This window comes from Neobacillus oceani (assembly GCF_046237595.1).
GTDB lineage: Bacteria > Bacillota > Bacilli > Bacillales > Cytobacillaceae > Bacillus_D > Bacillus_D oceani.
The window spans coordinates 3,244,760-3,259,144 of record NZ_CP143543.1 but is presented as its reverse complement, the minus strand read 5'-3'; the positions used below and the strand labels follow the sequence as shown (position 1 = coordinate 3,259,144).

General features: G+C 46.3%; 12 protein-coding genes. 8 read left to right on the top strand and 4 right to left on the bottom strand.

Annotation, left to right across the window (positions count from 1 at the left end):
* The first annotated feature begins 7 nt into the window (after nucleotides 1-7).
* Nucleotides 8-2,695: a DNA translocase FtsK gene (locus V1499_RS16430; protein WP_409270947.1), complete on the top strand. Its 2,688-nt coding sequence runs from the start codon at nucleotides 8-10 to the stop codon at nucleotides 2,693-2,695.
* Between the two features lie 183 nt (nucleotides 2,696-2,878).
* On the top strand, nucleotides 2,879-4,180 hold the full coding sequence (gene murC / locus V1499_RS16425) for a UDP-N-acetylmuramate--L-alanine ligase (protein ID WP_409270946.1): 1,302 nt from the start codon (nucleotides 2,879-2,881) through the stop codon (nucleotides 4,178-4,180).
* Between the two features lie 380 nt (nucleotides 4,181-4,560).
* Here murC and V1499_RS16420 read toward each other — a convergent pair whose 3' ends face one another.
* Nucleotides 4,561-5,676 carry an aminopeptidase gene (locus V1499_RS16420; protein WP_409270945.1) on the bottom strand — a complete coding sequence of 372 codons (1,116 nt, stop codon included), beginning with the start codon at nucleotides 5,674-5,676 and terminating at the stop codon, nucleotides 4,561-4,563.
* 206 nt (nucleotides 5,677-5,882) lie between these two features.
* On the opposite strand from V1499_RS16420, the gene V1499_RS16415 reads away from it, so the two are divergent.
* The 5 genes from V1499_RS16415 to ccpA all read left to right on the top strand — a co-directional run bounded on the left by V1499_RS16415 (nucleotide 5,883) and on the right by ccpA (nucleotide 9,856).
* Entirely contained in the window at nucleotides 5,883-6,359 is a 477-nt protein-coding gene (locus tag V1499_RS16415) for a DUF948 domain-containing protein (protein WP_409270943.1), read from the top strand.
* A 16-nt stretch (nucleotides 6,360-6,375) separates the two neighbouring features.
* The gene (locus V1499_RS16410; RefSeq protein WP_409270942.1) at nucleotides 6,376-6,861 is read left to right on the top strand and encodes a YtxH domain-containing protein; all 486 of its coding nucleotides are present in this window, start codon (nucleotides 6,376-6,378) and stop codon (nucleotides 6,859-6,861) included.
* A gap of 107 nt (nucleotides 6,862-6,968) precedes the next feature.
* Nucleotides 6,969-7,298 (top strand): bacillithiol system redox-active protein YtxJ, encoded by a 330-nt coding sequence (gene ytxJ / locus V1499_RS16405; protein WP_409270941.1) that lies wholly within the window; start codon nucleotides 6,969-6,971, stop codon nucleotides 7,296-7,298.
* A 257-nt stretch (nucleotides 7,299-7,555) separates the two neighbouring features.
* Complete coding sequence (locus tag V1499_RS16400; RefSeq protein WP_409276322.1) at nucleotides 7,556-8,632, top strand: bifunctional 3-deoxy-7-phosphoheptulonate synthase/chorismate mutase; 1,077 nt, start codon at nucleotides 7,556-7,558, stop codon at nucleotides 8,630-8,632.
* A gap of 225 nt (nucleotides 8,633-8,857) precedes the next feature.
* The gene (ccpA, locus tag V1499_RS16395; RefSeq protein WP_409270940.1) at nucleotides 8,858-9,856 is read left to right on the top strand and encodes a catabolite control protein A; all 999 of its coding nucleotides are present in this window, start codon (nucleotides 8,858-8,860) and stop codon (nucleotides 9,854-9,856) included.
* Between the two features lie 123 nt (nucleotides 9,857-9,979).
* Here ccpA and V1499_RS16390 read toward each other — a convergent pair whose 3' ends face one another.
* Genes V1499_RS16390 through V1499_RS16380 form a run of 3 tightly spaced genes read right to left on the bottom strand, consistent with a single transcriptional unit; the run spans nucleotide 9,980 to nucleotide 12,439 of the window.
* Nucleotides 9,980-11,149, bottom strand: a complete 1,170-nt coding sequence (locus V1499_RS16390; RefSeq protein WP_409270939.1) for an acetoin utilization protein AcuC — start codon at nucleotides 11,147-11,149, stop codon at nucleotides 9,980-9,982.
* Nucleotides 11,146-11,793: an acetoin utilization AcuB family protein gene (locus V1499_RS16385; protein ID WP_409270937.1), complete on the bottom strand. Its 648-nt coding sequence runs from the start codon at nucleotides 11,791-11,793 to the stop codon at nucleotides 11,146-11,148. Before V1499_RS16385 ends, V1499_RS16390 begins: the two co-directional genes overlap by 4 nt.
* 13 nt (nucleotides 11,794-11,806) lie before the next feature.
* Nucleotides 11,807-12,439, bottom strand: coding sequence for an N-acetyltransferase (locus V1499_RS16380; protein WP_409270936.1), 633 nt, complete (start codon nucleotides 12,437-12,439; stop codon nucleotides 11,807-11,809).
* Between the two features lie 179 nt (nucleotides 12,440-12,618).
* Here V1499_RS16380 and acsA point away from each other — a divergent pair, with 179 nt between their 5' ends.
* The gene (gene acsA, locus V1499_RS16375; RefSeq protein WP_409270935.1) at nucleotides 12,619-14,334 is read left to right on the top strand and encodes an acetate--CoA ligase; all 1,716 of its coding nucleotides are present in this window, start codon (nucleotides 12,619-12,621) and stop codon (nucleotides 14,332-14,334) included.
* Nucleotides 14,335-14,385 lie beyond the last annotated feature (51 nt).

The following is a 14,385-nucleotide window of genomic DNA, read 5'->3' as shown; positions in this document are numbered from 1 at the left end:
AAGAGTGATGGATTTGAGATTTATTAAAAACTTATATAGAAGGCTGTTGAACAATCCCGGTGAGCCTCCCGTGGAAGAGGTGGAAGTCCAGGCTCAAGCACCGGTGCAAAATCGTATAAATAAAGAACTTGAACCAAAAATCATCTATGATTATCCGAAGGGCAACTTTCGGTTTCCACTAATTCCGGATGATAAAAGGCCAGTGGAAAGGAAACCCCCTCTCCAGGAAAAGGCAAGGAATACAAAGGTTAACCAACGGACGGAACAGCCGGTAAAAAAGCGGGAAATGCCACAAAAAAAGGTGAGGCCATTTACACCTACCGAAGTTCCTTCTCCTATTTATGGCTATTCAAAACCCGCCAAGAAAGAAGAAGTGGAATACGAACTGAGCGGTTTCCTGGCGATCGAAGAAGATAGTTTGGATAATACCCTTAACAAAAAGGAAATTGTGTCCGACGCGGCCCAGCCCATGGACGGGGAAAGCGAACGGGTGCTTCCACAGGGGGCAGAAGTTCTGCAACGTACTTGGGAAGAAAATGACGCATACATACCCAGTGAACCGTCAACTGCTAAAGAAATTTCGGAGCCTATCGTAGGTGAGCCGAAAATACCGGAGGAAGATGAACAATATGCCTTTCCAAAAAATGAACAGGCTCAACTTCAGGATGATCGCATACCTTCCTTTGATAAAAATGAACAGGGTCCCTTGTCCTCAAATGAACAGCATTTAATGGAAAAAGAAGTCCTTCATATATTGCTAAAGGAAGAGCAGGTTGAATTGAATAGCGAAAACAAGCGCGTGATTCAGAATGAGCCAATCCAAGCCATTCCTGCGGACAACGTTGAAGACTTATCAAATCCGACTACCAATAGTAGAGATCTTCCTGCACCGGTAGCCGAGGCTGGTGAAGAAATGATTTCCGCTCCTGCTGAAATTAAAGCAGAAATGATTTCCGGACCAGCAGATGGGGATAAAACTGATGTGATTTTCAAACCATCAGCTGGGGAAAAGGTAGAAGGGGATTCCGAGCCAGCGGCTGTTCTAAGCGCCACCCAAACGGCGTCACCTGATACAAAACCTGCGATTGAAAAAAATCGAACGGCGGGGCGCTCCCATTTGCCGTTTAACGTCTTAATGCTTAAGCAGGATAAAAGAAAGCTCGAGGAAAGCAGGCGGGAGAAAAACCAGGAGGTCCATTCCATTTCCCTTTCAGATAAGAAGCATACTGATTCTGGACAAAAAAACGGCGATTCCGGTCCCGGCCTCGAATACAATTTTCCTGGCATGGACCTCCTTACCCCCCCAGTAAAGGTTGAAGGCGATCCGGGGTGGCTTGAAGCGAGGAGAAAAATGCTTGACGAAACGTTGTTCAATTTCAACGTCGGCGCGAAGGTTGTCAATGTGACCCAGGGCCCGTCCGTCACGCGTTTTGAAGTTCATCCAGAACCTGGGGTAAAGGTGAACAAGGTAACAAATCTCGCGGACGATATTAAATTGAGCCTGGCAGCAAGGGATATACGGATTGAAGCCCCAATCCCAGGGAAGCACACGATTGGAATTGAGGTTCCCAATCCAACGTCCCGCCCTGTCCTAATTAGTGAAATTATCGAAAGCCGCGTGTTCAGGGAGAACCCTTCTCCGCTGACCGCTGTTCTTGGCCTTGATATTTCCGGCAACCCGATTGTCACAGACTTAAAGAAGATGCCTCATGGCCTTATCGCCGGCGCGACGGGATCAGGCAAGAGTGTTTGCATCAACTCTATTCTTGTTAGCTTACTTTACAAGGCTAGCCCGGATGATCTGAAGCTTTTGCTCATCGATCCAAAAATGGTTGAACTCGCGCCATATAACCGGATTCCACATTTGGTCAGTCCGGTCATCACGGACGTCAAAGCTGCTACCGCATCCCTGAAGTGGGCGGTCGAAGAGATGGAGAGGCGTTACGAACTATTTGCGCATGCCGGTGTCCGTGATATTAACCGTTTCAACGAACTTGCGTTGGAAACGAAGCGGTATTCGGAAAAACTGCCGTTTATCGTCATCATTATCGATGAGCTTGCCGATTTGATGATGATGTCTCCCGCGGATGTCGAGGAGGCGATTTGCCGGATAGCCCAGAAGGCAAGGGCGTGCGGAATCCATCTGATTATTGCGACCCAGCGCCCATCGGTCGATGTTATTACCGGCTTAATCAAGGCGAATGTTCCGACCCGGATTGCATTCTCGGTCTCTTCGCAAATCGATTCTCGTACCATTATCGATATCGGCGGTGCCGAGCGGCTTCTTGGGCGAGGGGATATGCTGTTTTTGGAAAATGGTTCTTCAAAACCGGTCAGGCTCCAAGGGACATTCGTTTCCGACTCCGAAATTGACAAGGTAGTTTCCTTCGCAAGGAAACAAAGGAGCCCGGAGTATTTGTTTGAACAGGACGAATTGCTTAAAAAAGCACAGGTTACCGAGGAGGAAGACGAACTTTTCTATGAAGCGTGCGAGTTTGTCGTCGAACAAGGCGGAGCCTCGACATCAAGCCTTCAAAGGCGCTTCAAGGTAGGCTATAACCGCGCGGCAAGGCTGATTGATATGATGGAGGAAGCCGGATTCATTTCGGGAGCCCGAGGGAGCAAGCCCCGGGACGTCCTCATTACCGAGGCCGATTTGGAATCAATTCAAGAAGCAAGCCCTGTCCATTATTGAGATGTATGGCGCGGGTATAAGGGAGAATACTGAAAATAATGGAATTTAGTGTTTGGGCTACAAACATGCTATAATTCAATAATATTAAACCTGGCGAAAAGTGTGGCACATCTTTCCAATTAGCAAATGCCATTGCGTGTCATATACTGTTGTACAGAAAGACGTTTGTTGGAGGTTCTTTATATGACTATTTACCATTTAGTAGGTATCAAGGGGTCCGGAATGAGTGCACTTGCACAAATTCTTCACGATATGCAGTATGAGGTGCAAGGCTCCGATGTGGAAAAGCGGTTTTTTACCCAACAGGCTCTTGAGCAATCTGGAATAAAGATCCTTCCGTTTCAAAAAGAAAATATCCAGCCCGGAATGGTTGTCATCGCGGGGAACGCGTTCCCTGACACACACGAGGAAATACAGGAAGCAATGAGGCTTGGACTTGAGGTGGTCAGGTACCACCGTTTCCTCGGTGAATTCATGCAAAAATTTGTGAGTGTCGGTATAACCGGGGCTCATGGAAAGACATCGACAACCGGGCTGCTTGCCCATGTAATGAAAGGGGCAAAGCCTACTTCCTACCTGATTGGGGACGGGACAGGCAAGGGAGAGCTCGATGCCCATTATTTCGTGTTTGAAGCCTGTGAGTACAGGCGGCATTTCCTGTCTTATTTCCCTGACTATGCGATCATGACAAACATAGACTTTGACCATCCCGATTATTTTGCTAATATAGAGGATGTTTTTTCGGCATTCCAGGAGATGGCCCTGCAAGTTAAAAGAGGAATTATTGCATGCGGGGATGACGAACAGCTTCAAAAAATCCAGGCCCAAGTGCCAGTTTTATTCTATGGATTTGGCGAAGATAACGACTTCCAGGCACGGAATGTCATCAAAAGTCCCGAGGGGACAACCTTTGACGTTTTTGTCCGCAACACATTTTTTGATACGTTCTCCATACCAGCGTATGGGGACCATAATATACTGAATTCCTTGTCCGTCATCGCACTTTGCCATTATGAAGGAATTGACGTGAATTTGGTAAAAGAGCAGTTGAAAACATTTGAAGGCGTAAAAAGAAGGTTTTCCGAAAAGCAGTTGGGCAGCCAGACCGTCATTGACGATTATGCCCACCATCCAACGGAAATTAGGGCGACGCTTGATGCTGCAAGGCAGAAATATCCGGAAAGAGAAATTGTAGCTGTATTCCAGCCCCACACCTTCACTAGGACCCAGACGTTCCTCCAGGAGTTCGCTGACAGCCTTAGCAAAGCGGATAAAGTGTACCTTTGTGACATATTCGGGTCTGCAAGGGAAAAACAGGGTAAACTTTCAATTAAAGATCTCGAGGAAAAGATTGGCGGCGCGGAAATCCTGTCAGAGGAAAGCACGAATATTCTCCGGGAGCATGAAGGCAGTGTCATCATTTTCATGGGAGCCGGGGATATCCAGAAGTTCCAGGAAGCCTATGAAAAAGCCTATACGGCCTAGAAGCCGAATTTTAATAATAGAATATGCAAAAAAGAGGATGCAGGCGTGCCTGCATCCTTTTCTAATATTAAGTACCCTAGTCCACCCAGGTTGGATTATACTAACGAGAGATTCCCAAGAAACCCCGGAATCGGGACCGAGACTTAGGAGCGTAGTGAGTCCTGAAAAGCCCCGAATCGGGACACAGATTCAGTGTTAGGAGCATTATGAGTCCCGAAAAGCAGAGAATCGGGACACAGCCTTGGTAATAGGAGCATCATGAGTCCCGAAAAGCCTAGAATCGGGACCCAGATTCGGTGTTAGGAGCTCATGAGTCCCGAAAACCCCAGAATCGGGACCGAGACACGGAAATAGGTGCAAGATGAGTTCCGAAAACTCCGTTACTTCAGATTCTCGGGATTCAGCTTTTCAAGCTCGGGATGGACGAATCGGCCATCCTTCCTGATTAACACATCATCGAAATACATTTCACCGCCGCCGTATTCAGGTCTCTGGATGTTGACCATATCCCAGTGGATGTTGGAATGGTTTCCGTTATACGCGTCATCGTAACATTGGCCGGGCGTAAAATGGAAGCTACCGTCAATTTTTTCATCGAACAGAATATCCTGCATCGGCGTTTGGATATACGGGTTAACTCCTATCGCGAATTCCCCTACATAGCGGGCTCCTTCGTCCGTATCAAAAATTTTGTTAATGCGCTCAGTGTCATTGGACTCGGCTTTGACGATTTTTCCGTCCTTAAACGTAAGTTTGACGTTTTCAAAGGTGAATCCCTGGTATGGCGAAGGTGTATTGTACGTAATTGTTCCATTTACAGAATCACGAACAGGAGCGGTATAAACCTCGCCATCCGGAATATTCATGTTGCCGGCGCATTTGATAGCGGGTATGTCCTTGATTGAGAAGGTCAAATCCGTCCCAGGCCCGGTAATACGCACCTTATCCGTCCTGTCCATCAATTCCACGAGGCTGTCCATCGCTTTAGCCATTTTGCTGTAATCCAAATTGCAGACATTAAAGTAAAAGTCTTCAAATGCTTCGGTGCTCATTTTTGCGAGCTGGGCCATTGATGAAGTGGGGTAGCGGAGTACAACCCATTTTGTTTTTGGTACCCTGATATCCCTGTGGACTTTTTTCCCGATTGTGCTTCCATGGATTTTCATTTTTTCATCCGGGACATCCGCATGTTCACTAATGTTATCTCCTGACCTGAGCCCTATGTAAGCGTCCATTTCCTTCATGACTGCCGCTTCGAAATCAGCCATCATTGAAAAATTCTCCTTTTGAGCGTCCATAAGGAGAGCACGGTCTACCTGGTGGTCCTTCAGCGATACGAACGGGTAACCTCCCGCCGCATACGCTTCCTTGACAAGGGCGATTACAAGCTCACGCTGCAGCCCAAAATTTTCAATCAGCACTTTCTCACCCTTTTGAAGCTGGACAGAGTAATTGATGAGATTTCTGGCCAGTTTTTCAATCCGTGGATCTTTCATGTTTCAGCCTCCAATATTTACAAAATACACTTCATTAATTAGTCTAACCGAAAGATGCGGCAAAGTTGACCAATTAGCATCATTCAAATAACATTTTAAAAAGGGGAAGGAAAAAAAATAGTTTTATGGAAATAATATTAATACCCTTGTTTATTGGAATGGCGTATGGGTAAAAGTAAGTGAAGATTAACGGAGGTGCAGTGTTTATGGAAATCATCCTTTACTTAAGTGTGGCGCTAATCGCCATTGCATTTTTGGTCCTTGTCATTTATTTGGCAAAGACACTAAAATCGCTGCAGGGCACCTTGGAGAGTGTCTCTAAGACTCTTGTAGGCCTTGAGAGCCAGCTTGACGGAGTAACGAAGGAAACAGCAGTGCTTTTGCATAAAACCAATGCTCTTGCGGATGATATACACAGGAAATCCGAGAGCTTGAACACTGTTGTCGACGCTGTTAAAGGTGTCGGAATATCCGTCAATAAATTCAATCAATCCGTTCAGACAATTGTCGGATCAGTGGACAGGCAAATTGATCAAAACAAGGAAAAAATCTCCCAAATTGTCCAATGGAGCAATGTCTTGCTTGAATTGAAGGACAAATGGAATGCCAGAAAACAGGCAGCAGCCGCTTCAGCGTTAAAAAGCGAACCAAGAAAACCCCAATCACAACGGGGGAATTACTAATAAGGAGGCAGTTTCAATGGCAGGAAGAGAGAATGAATACCGGGATTATGAAGACAAAAATGTTACCTCAAAGGATTTTCTTACAGGCGCAGTAATTGGCGGGCTTATCGGTGCGGCCGCCGCATTATTCCTGGCCCCGAAATCCGGGCGAGAACTGCGTGAAACAGTTTCTGGCCAGGCTGTGGCATTTAAAGAAAGAACGGCCCAGATGAGGGACTCGGTAATGGAAAAGACAAATGAAATTACGAGCATGACCAAGGAAAAAACATCTGCTTTGACGCAGGCAGTCAGCCAGCAGTCGGCAAACCTGATGGACAAGGTTAAAGGCAATGGGGATGGCCAGCAGGAAGCGGGACAGGAAGGAAATGAAACGGAGTACATTCCTTTGGAAACGTCCAATAAACCATTCGAGGAACTGACCCTTTCCGATGATGCGGAAGTAATGGAGAAGCTGGAAGAGGTTAAAGAAGCGTTGGATGAAGAGGAAACAAAGTACAGCTGATTTTACAAACCAATTATTTGCCCGAAGAGGCGGTGAAGTGATACGATTGCTTCACCGTTTCTATCGTTTGGATAGTAAAAAAAGGATAAAGTGAGGGAAACAGGCCAATGATTAACACGCTTGAATCGATTGAACAGCTTGAGGAAATTTTACAAAAAGAACCAAAGGTTATGGTATTGAAGCATAGCAGCACTTGCCCGATTTCACACGCGGCATTTGAGGAATACGGGGATTTTGCAGGACAGGACGACATGCCGGCCTGGATGCTGATTATCCAGGAATCACGGCCGCTTTCAAATTATATTGCAGAAACGTATGGCATCAAGCATGAATCGCCGCAGGTTATTCTTTTTCAGGAGGGAAAGCCTGTTTGGAATGCTTCCCATTGGAAGATTACAAAGCGTTCCCTCGCTGAAGCGGCAAATGCAAATGCATAAAAAGGCATCCATGATGCCTTTTTTTGTATCTTTCATTTTTGTCTAACGAGAATTTGGAATAATCAATTAAACTTTAGCGCTTAAAAGCGTTTAATTAATAAAGAAATTAAGGTGACAAAGCGAAAACAATGAAGTATAATAAATCCTATTACAAAAGTTTGTACTACGGCAGGGCTTTTAGCCGGCCATTTATTAAATAAATAACAACATTAGATTGTCAGATGCCCGGTTGTGGAGCCAGGCACGGAAAGGATGGAATCAGCATGAACGAATTGGATAAGTTAAGAGCACGCATTGATGAACTGAATATGGATCTTTTGGAAATCATCAATGAGCGGGGTAGGCTGGCGCAGGAAATCGGACGGGTAAAGGAAAACCAGGGAGTTTACCGCTTTGATCCGGTTCGCGAACGGAAAATGCTTGACGTCATCAAACAAAAAAATGACGGCCCTTTCGAAAATTCGACGATTGAACATATTTTTAAGCAAATTTTTAAGGCAAGCCTTGAATTGCAAGAGGATGATCACCGCAAGGCATTACTCGTCTCGAGGAAAAAGCATCCGGAAAATACGATTATTGAAATCAATGGTGAAAAGATTGGCGATGGCTCACCGCACTTTGTATTTGGGCCTTGCGCAGTTGAATCGTATGAACAAGTGGCCCAGGTAGCCGCCCATATGCAGAAAAAAGGCTTGAGGCTTCTCCGCGGCGGGGCTTTCAAACCGAGGACTTCCCCGTATGATTTCCAAGGGCTTGGGGTTGAAGGCCTTAAAATATTGAAAAGGGTCGCCAGGGAATACAATATGGCAGTCATTAGTGAAATTGTTAATCCTTCCGACATTGAAATGGCTGAGGAGTATTTGGATGTTATCCAGATTGGCGCGCGGAATATGCAGAACTTTGAATTGCTTAAGGCTGCAGGCGCTGCCACCAAGCCAATCCTGCTTAAGCGCGGAATCGCGGCAACAATTGAAGAGTTCATCAACGCAGCCGAATACATCATGTCCCAAGGCAATGGAAACATCATCCTTTGTGAACGCGGTATCAGGACATATGAAAAAGCGACAAGGAATACACTTGATATCACAGCTGTTCCTATCCTTAAGCAGGAAACACATCTCCCTGTTATGGTTGATGTCACTCACTCGACAGGCAGAAGGGATCTCCTCCTCCCTGCGGCCAAGGCGGCTCTTGCAATCGGAGCTGACGGTGTAATGGCGGAAGTCCATCCAGACCCGGCCGTCGCGTTGTCTGATTCAGCACAGCAAATGAATCTTGACCAGTTCGACAATTTCCTGAACGAAATTCTGGCATCAAATCTAGTCCGTTCGTAATATAAACATTGCCTTCTGTCCATTGGCAGAAGGCATTTGTTTTTACTATTGCAGAAAAGGGCATTAATATTTTATAAGGCATGCCTTTCGGATTGCAGCAATTTGCCACTTGTCGTATTATTAAAATCAATTAATATGTATATTTCCTCACAAACAGAATGATTAGCAACGTTCATTTTGATGTAAAATAAACTATATGGCTTGCTTTAAGGAGTGTAATGAAAAATGAATATCACTATTTATGATGTTGCCAGGGAAGCGAACGTTTCAATGGCGACGGTTTCAAGGGTTGTGAATGGCAACCCAAATGTTAAGCCCGCAACAAGAAAAAAGGTAATGGAAGTAATCGACAGGCTCGGATATCGCCCGAACGCGGTCGCAAGAGGCCTAGCCAGTAAGAGGACAACCACCGTGGGGGTTATTATCCCTGACATCTCGAACATTTTCTTTGCCGAGCTTGCCCGCGGAATTGAGGATATTGCCACAATGTATAAATACAACATTATCCTGAGCAACTCCGATCAAAACAAGGATAAGGAACTGCACCTTTTAAACACCATGCTCGGCAAGCAAGTGGACGGCCTTGTTTTCATGAGTGGGAACATCACCCCAGAACATGTTGAAGAGTTTAAAAAGTCTCCTGTTCCGATTGTCCTAGCAGGTTCAATTGAACAGTCAGAGGAAATCCCATCCGTCAACATTGATTATGAACAAGCTGTATTTGATAGTGTAAAGGATTTTGTTGATAGGGGCCATAAGGAAATTGCTTTTGTAATCGGCCCGCTTCATGAACCGAAAAACAGCGTGAAGAAGCTAAGGGGATACAAGCGTGCGCTTGAAGAGGCTGGCCTCATCTTCAATGAGGAATATGTCGTTGAGGGCGATTATACATACGATTCGGGAATCGAGTCAATTCAAAAGCTGATGGGCGCGGAGAAACGCCCTACCGCCATCCTGGTCGGTTCGGACGAAATGGCTCTTGGCGTTGTCCATGGGGGACTGGATATGGGATACTCCGTCCCGGAGGACTATGAAGTCATTACTTCGGATAATACAAGGCTCTCGATGATGGTTCGGCCGCAATTGACGACGATTGTACAGCCATTGTACGATATTGGCGCGGTTGCCATGAGGCTGCTGACAAAGTATATGAACAAGGAAACGGTAGAAGAACATACCGTTGTGCTTCCCCATAGAATTGACTATAGGAAATCAACAAATTAATGATTCAATAGAAAGGCCCGGGCATAAATTGATCCGGGCCTTTAGCAATATTCAAATGTGAGATAACAGATGTGAAAATCCGTGTTAAAAAGCCTAGATAACCGAATAGGCGTGGCCAATACGTCAAGGTAAAGGAGACGGATTGGAACGGATGGGATATAGTGCCTTTTCGAGAGTAAGCTGGTTTTTCTCGGTGATTTCGGCTTTCCGGGGAATGGGCTTGTACATGCCGTCTTGATCCTCCCATGTAACGGGAAGTTCAACCGGTGCCTTCGGTTGCCACCGTTCCAGCCATTTCTCTGGAAGTTTTCCGCTGCTGTTCCCTTTACCTGTCATCTCCATCCAAATAAGGGCCCAGGCACGGGGGACGACCCTCCAAATATCGTACCCTCCGCCTCCAACCGCAATCCAGCGACCATCGCAATACTTGTGGGCAACTTCATGGGCAAGCCTTGGTATTTCACGGTAAATATTCATCGTTCCATATAAATGAGTAAGCGGGTCATAATAATGGGCGTCCGCCCCGTTTTGTGTAAGGATAACGTCCGGTTTGAAAAAGTCCGCGACTTCTGTGATGGCCGCCGAATAAGCGTTTAGCCAGGATTCATCTTCGGTGAACGCATCAAGGGGGATATTAAACGAGTAGCCATACCCTTTTCCCTGTCCCCTCTCGTTGATATTCCCGGTGCCAGGAAAGAGGTACCTGCCCGTTTCATGTATCGATAGCGTGCACACCCCTGGGTCATCATAGAAAGACCATTGGACACCATCACCATGATGCGCGTCTGTATCAACGTAAAGTACCCTTGCCTTGTATTTTTCCTGCAAATATTTAATAGCAACGGAACTGTCGTTGTAAATACAAAATCCCGAAGCTTTTCCCCTAAAGCCATGGTGCAACCCTCCGCCAAGATGGAGGGCATGCATCGATTTTCCCGACATAACAAGGTCTACCGCGGTGAGGGTACCGCCGACAAGAAAGGAGCTTGCTACATGCATCCCTTCGAAAATGGGGGTGTCTTCGGTCCCGAGCCCGTAATTTTCGGCAACTTCACTGCGAAGCTGCCCTTTTCCCGCTTGTTTTACCGCCTGGACATAGGACGGATCGTGGATCAGACATAATTCGTCATCCGTCGCTTCCCTTGGAGGAGCAATCTCCGAGTCATCGAGGGCCCCTGCTTCTTTTAAAAGGTCGATGGTAAGTTTTATCCGGAACTGGTTAAAAGGATGATGGCTGCCGAAATTATATTTCAGCAGTTCATCTGAATAAACGAATGCGCATGAATCATTCATATGGGCATACCTGGTATATTTGGCCACAGCACATGATGGCCCTCGGCTTTCAAGTCATGTATTAGGCCAACCGGGTTCATCGTCTGTACCCTGATGACAAGGATTTTGTAGCTATCGTCCTTTTTGTCGGGATAAACGAGGATGCTTTGAATGTTTGCCTTTCGGTTCCGGATGACTTGAGCGATTTCATAAAGGGTGCCGGTCCTATTCGGAACTTTTATTTCAATTTGGGAACCGGGCTGATGGGCACCGGTCAATTCGACGAGCGTATAGAGAAGATCCGTTTCGGTTACGATTCCGACCAGCCTGCCGTCCTGGACGACGGGGAGGCAGCTGATTTTTTGTTCATAGAACAATGCGGCCGTTTCTTCAACAAAGTCAAGCGGATGTCCGGTAATGACGTTTTTTTTCATAATTGCTTCCAATGGTTTTTGAAGGTCTTCCAAGTGTTCCTCTCTGCGGAAAATGGACGGTGTGGCTTCCTTGATATCCCTGTCGGTAACAAGCCCAATCACCTTTCTGCCATCATTGATGATGGGTATATGGCGGATCCTTTTCGATTCCATCAGCCGGACGGCATCTTCAATCGTATCCGAAGGCTTTAGTGTTTCGACATTCGTTTTCATGATTTCTTCGACAATCATGATTTAATCCCCCTCAATACATGAATCGGTTCATAAACCGGAGCCGATCAAACTTCTGGATCGATTCGCTCGAAACCCGCTTGCCGATGCGGGCCATAAGGCAATTGGCCGGATGCGAGCAGATTTCCGGGTCGTCGGTCGCATACCATTCTAGGCCGCCGGCGTGCATCATTTTTTCCATCACTTTTCTATATTCCCAAACGTTTAGGCCTGTTCCTTTTAAGTCCCAGTGCCAATAGTATTCGGTTGTTATAGTGATATAATCTTCCATCGCATCATCCATCATAGAAACTCTTAATAGGTTTTTCCCAACGGAAAATCCCCTGAATTCCGGGATGACTTCGATTGCGCCAAGCTCAATTAGTTCTTCCATATTTCCTTCCGACCAGCGTTCAAGGGGATCGGGGTACAAATAGGTTACATACCCTACAATCATATGGAGCCGCCGGGCAATAATGATACGGCCTTCCGGCAGTGAAGCAATTTCAATTAAAGCCTTGTGCTGCTGCCGGGGCTGGCGGAAAGCCGTTAAATGCTCGTGGAATTCATAACCGGCCAGTTTTTCCGGCGAAATGGGCCCTTCAATAATGAGATTTCCGTTTGGAGTTTTTAGCTCCTTCGCGTTATACGTTTTTTTATGTTCCACTGGGTCACCACCTGAAAGTGCTTTCATAATTACTTCTATTATACATAAAATCTAATGGAATGAGGTAATTTCACCAAATCTTCTGTAAAGTCGTTACGCCAAAGAATATTTTAAAAATTGTGAATAGGCAATGTTTATACTATAATAATATAAACTTTAAGATAAGGGGGAGACAAAGCGTGAAAATGGAAGTATTGCCAGTCATCGAGGGTGATTACAATCTAAAAAACTATCCCGAAACATATAGCAGCTTTGATTGGAAGGAAGTAGAAAAGGAGTTTTCCTGGCATACGACAGGCCTCGTCAACCTGGCGTATGAAGCGATCGACCGCCATGCCGAAACCTTCCGCAGGAATAAAGTTGCGCTGTATTACAGGGACCAGAAGCGAAATGAAAAGTACACCTTCAAGGAAATGAAAGACTTGTCCAACAAAGCGGCAAACGTGCTTAAAAGTTACGGGGATGTCGAAAAGGGAGACAGAGTGTTTATCTTCATGCCACGCTCGCCTGAACTTTATTTTGCCGTACTTGGCGCTATTAAGCTAGGCGCTATTGTCGGGCCGCTTTTTGAAGCCTTCATGGAAGGCGCTGTTAGGGACCGCCTTCAGGATAGCGGAGCAAAGGTGATCGTCACGACGCCTGAATTGCTTGAAAGGGTTCCGACTGATTTGCCAGATTTGAAATACATATTCCTTGTCGGTGACGGTGTAGAAGAAACAGGAAATATTATTGATTTTAAAAAGAGGTTTGCAGAGGCGGACAAAAAACTGAAAATAGAATGGGTCGACAGGCAGGACGGCCTTATCCTACATTACACATCGGGTTCGACCGGGAAGCCAAAAGGCGTCCTGCACGTTCATAATGCGATGATTCAGCATTACCAAACAGCCAAATGGGTCCTTGATTTGAAAGAGGAAGATCTATTTTGGTGCACCGCCGACCCTGGTTGGGTAACAGGGACTTCATACGGTATTTTCGGGCCATGGCTCTCGGGAGTATCCAACCTTATCGTTGGGGGCAGATTCTCTCCTGATACATGGTACAGCATGATCGAGGAGTTCGGTGTTACTGTTTGGTACAGTGCGCCGACTGCGTTCCGGATGCTGATGGGAGCCGGTGATGAGCTTGTGAAAAAGTACGACTTGAGCAGCCTTCGCCATGTCCTGAGTGTCGGTGAACCCCTGAACCCGGAAGTTGTCAAATGGGGGATGAAGGTATTCAATAAGCGAATCCACGATAACTGGTGGATGACGGAAACAGGGGCGCAGCTGATTTCCAATTACGCTTGTATGCCAATCAAACCAGGATCGATGGGCAAGCCTTTCCCTGGGATTGAAGCGGCGATTGTGGATGACAGGGGAGAAGTTCTTCCACCATACCGGATGGGGAACCTTGCCATCAAAAAAGGGTGGCCGTCAATGATGAACAAAATCTGGAACAATCCTGAAAAGTATGAATCCTATTTCATGCCAAACGGCTGGTATGTAAGCGGTGACTCTGCTTATATGGATGAGGATGGATACTTCTGGTTCCAAGGCAGGATTGATGATGTCATCATGACTTCCGGTGAAAGGGTAGGCCCATTCGAGGTGGAAAGCAAGCTTGTTGAGCACCCCGCCGTTGCGGAAGCGGGTGTTATTGGAAAACCGGACCCTGTACGCGGGGAAATCATCAAGGCCTTTATTGCTTTAAGGGATGGTTATGACCCAACGGATGAACTGAAAGAAGAAATCAGGCAGTTTGTCAAAAAAGGGCTGGCTGCCCATGCGGCACCAAGGGAAATCGACTTTCGCGACAAGCTTCCGAAAACACGGAGCGGTAAAATCATGCGCCGTGTCCTGAAGGCATGGGAACTGGACCTTCCTACCGGCGACTTGTCCACTATGGAAGATTAATACCTCCAATAACATAAAACCGCACCGGATCAGTTCCGGTGCGGTTTTTTT

Excerpts from the sequence above, each read along its gene's own strand:
- V1499_RS16410 (WP_409270942.1), top strand. The coding sequence starts at position 6,376 with ATGGCAGGAAGAGAGAATGAATACCGGGATTATGAAGACAAAAATGTT.
- V1499_RS16430 (WP_409270947.1), top strand. The coding sequence starts at position 8 with ATGGATTTGAGATTTATTAAAAACTTATATAGAAGGCTGTTGAACAAT.
- ytxJ (WP_409270941.1), top strand. The coding sequence starts at position 6,969 with ATGATTAACACGCTTGAATCGATTGAACAGCTTGAGGAAATTTTACAA.
- V1499_RS16390 (WP_409270939.1), bottom strand. The coding sequence starts at position 11,149 with ATGAATGATTCATGCGCATTCGTTTATTCAGATGAACTGCTGAAATAT.
- V1499_RS16420 (WP_409270945.1), bottom strand. The coding sequence starts at position 5,676 with ATGAAAGATCCACGGATTGAAAAACTGGCCAGAAATCTCATCAATTAC.
- V1499_RS16415 (WP_409270943.1), top strand. The coding sequence starts at position 5,883 with ATGGAAATCATCCTTTACTTAAGTGTGGCGCTAATCGCCATTGCATTT.
- murC (WP_409270946.1), top strand. The coding sequence starts at position 2,879 with ATGACTATTTACCATTTAGTAGGTATCAAGGGGTCCGGAATGAGTGCA.
- ccpA (WP_409270940.1), top strand. The coding sequence starts at position 8,858 with ATGAATATCACTATTTATGATGTTGCCAGGGAAGCGAACGTTTCAATG.
- V1499_RS16385 (WP_409270937.1), bottom strand. The coding sequence starts at position 11,793 with ATGATTGTCGAAGAAATCATGAAAACGAATGTCGAAACACTAAAGCCT.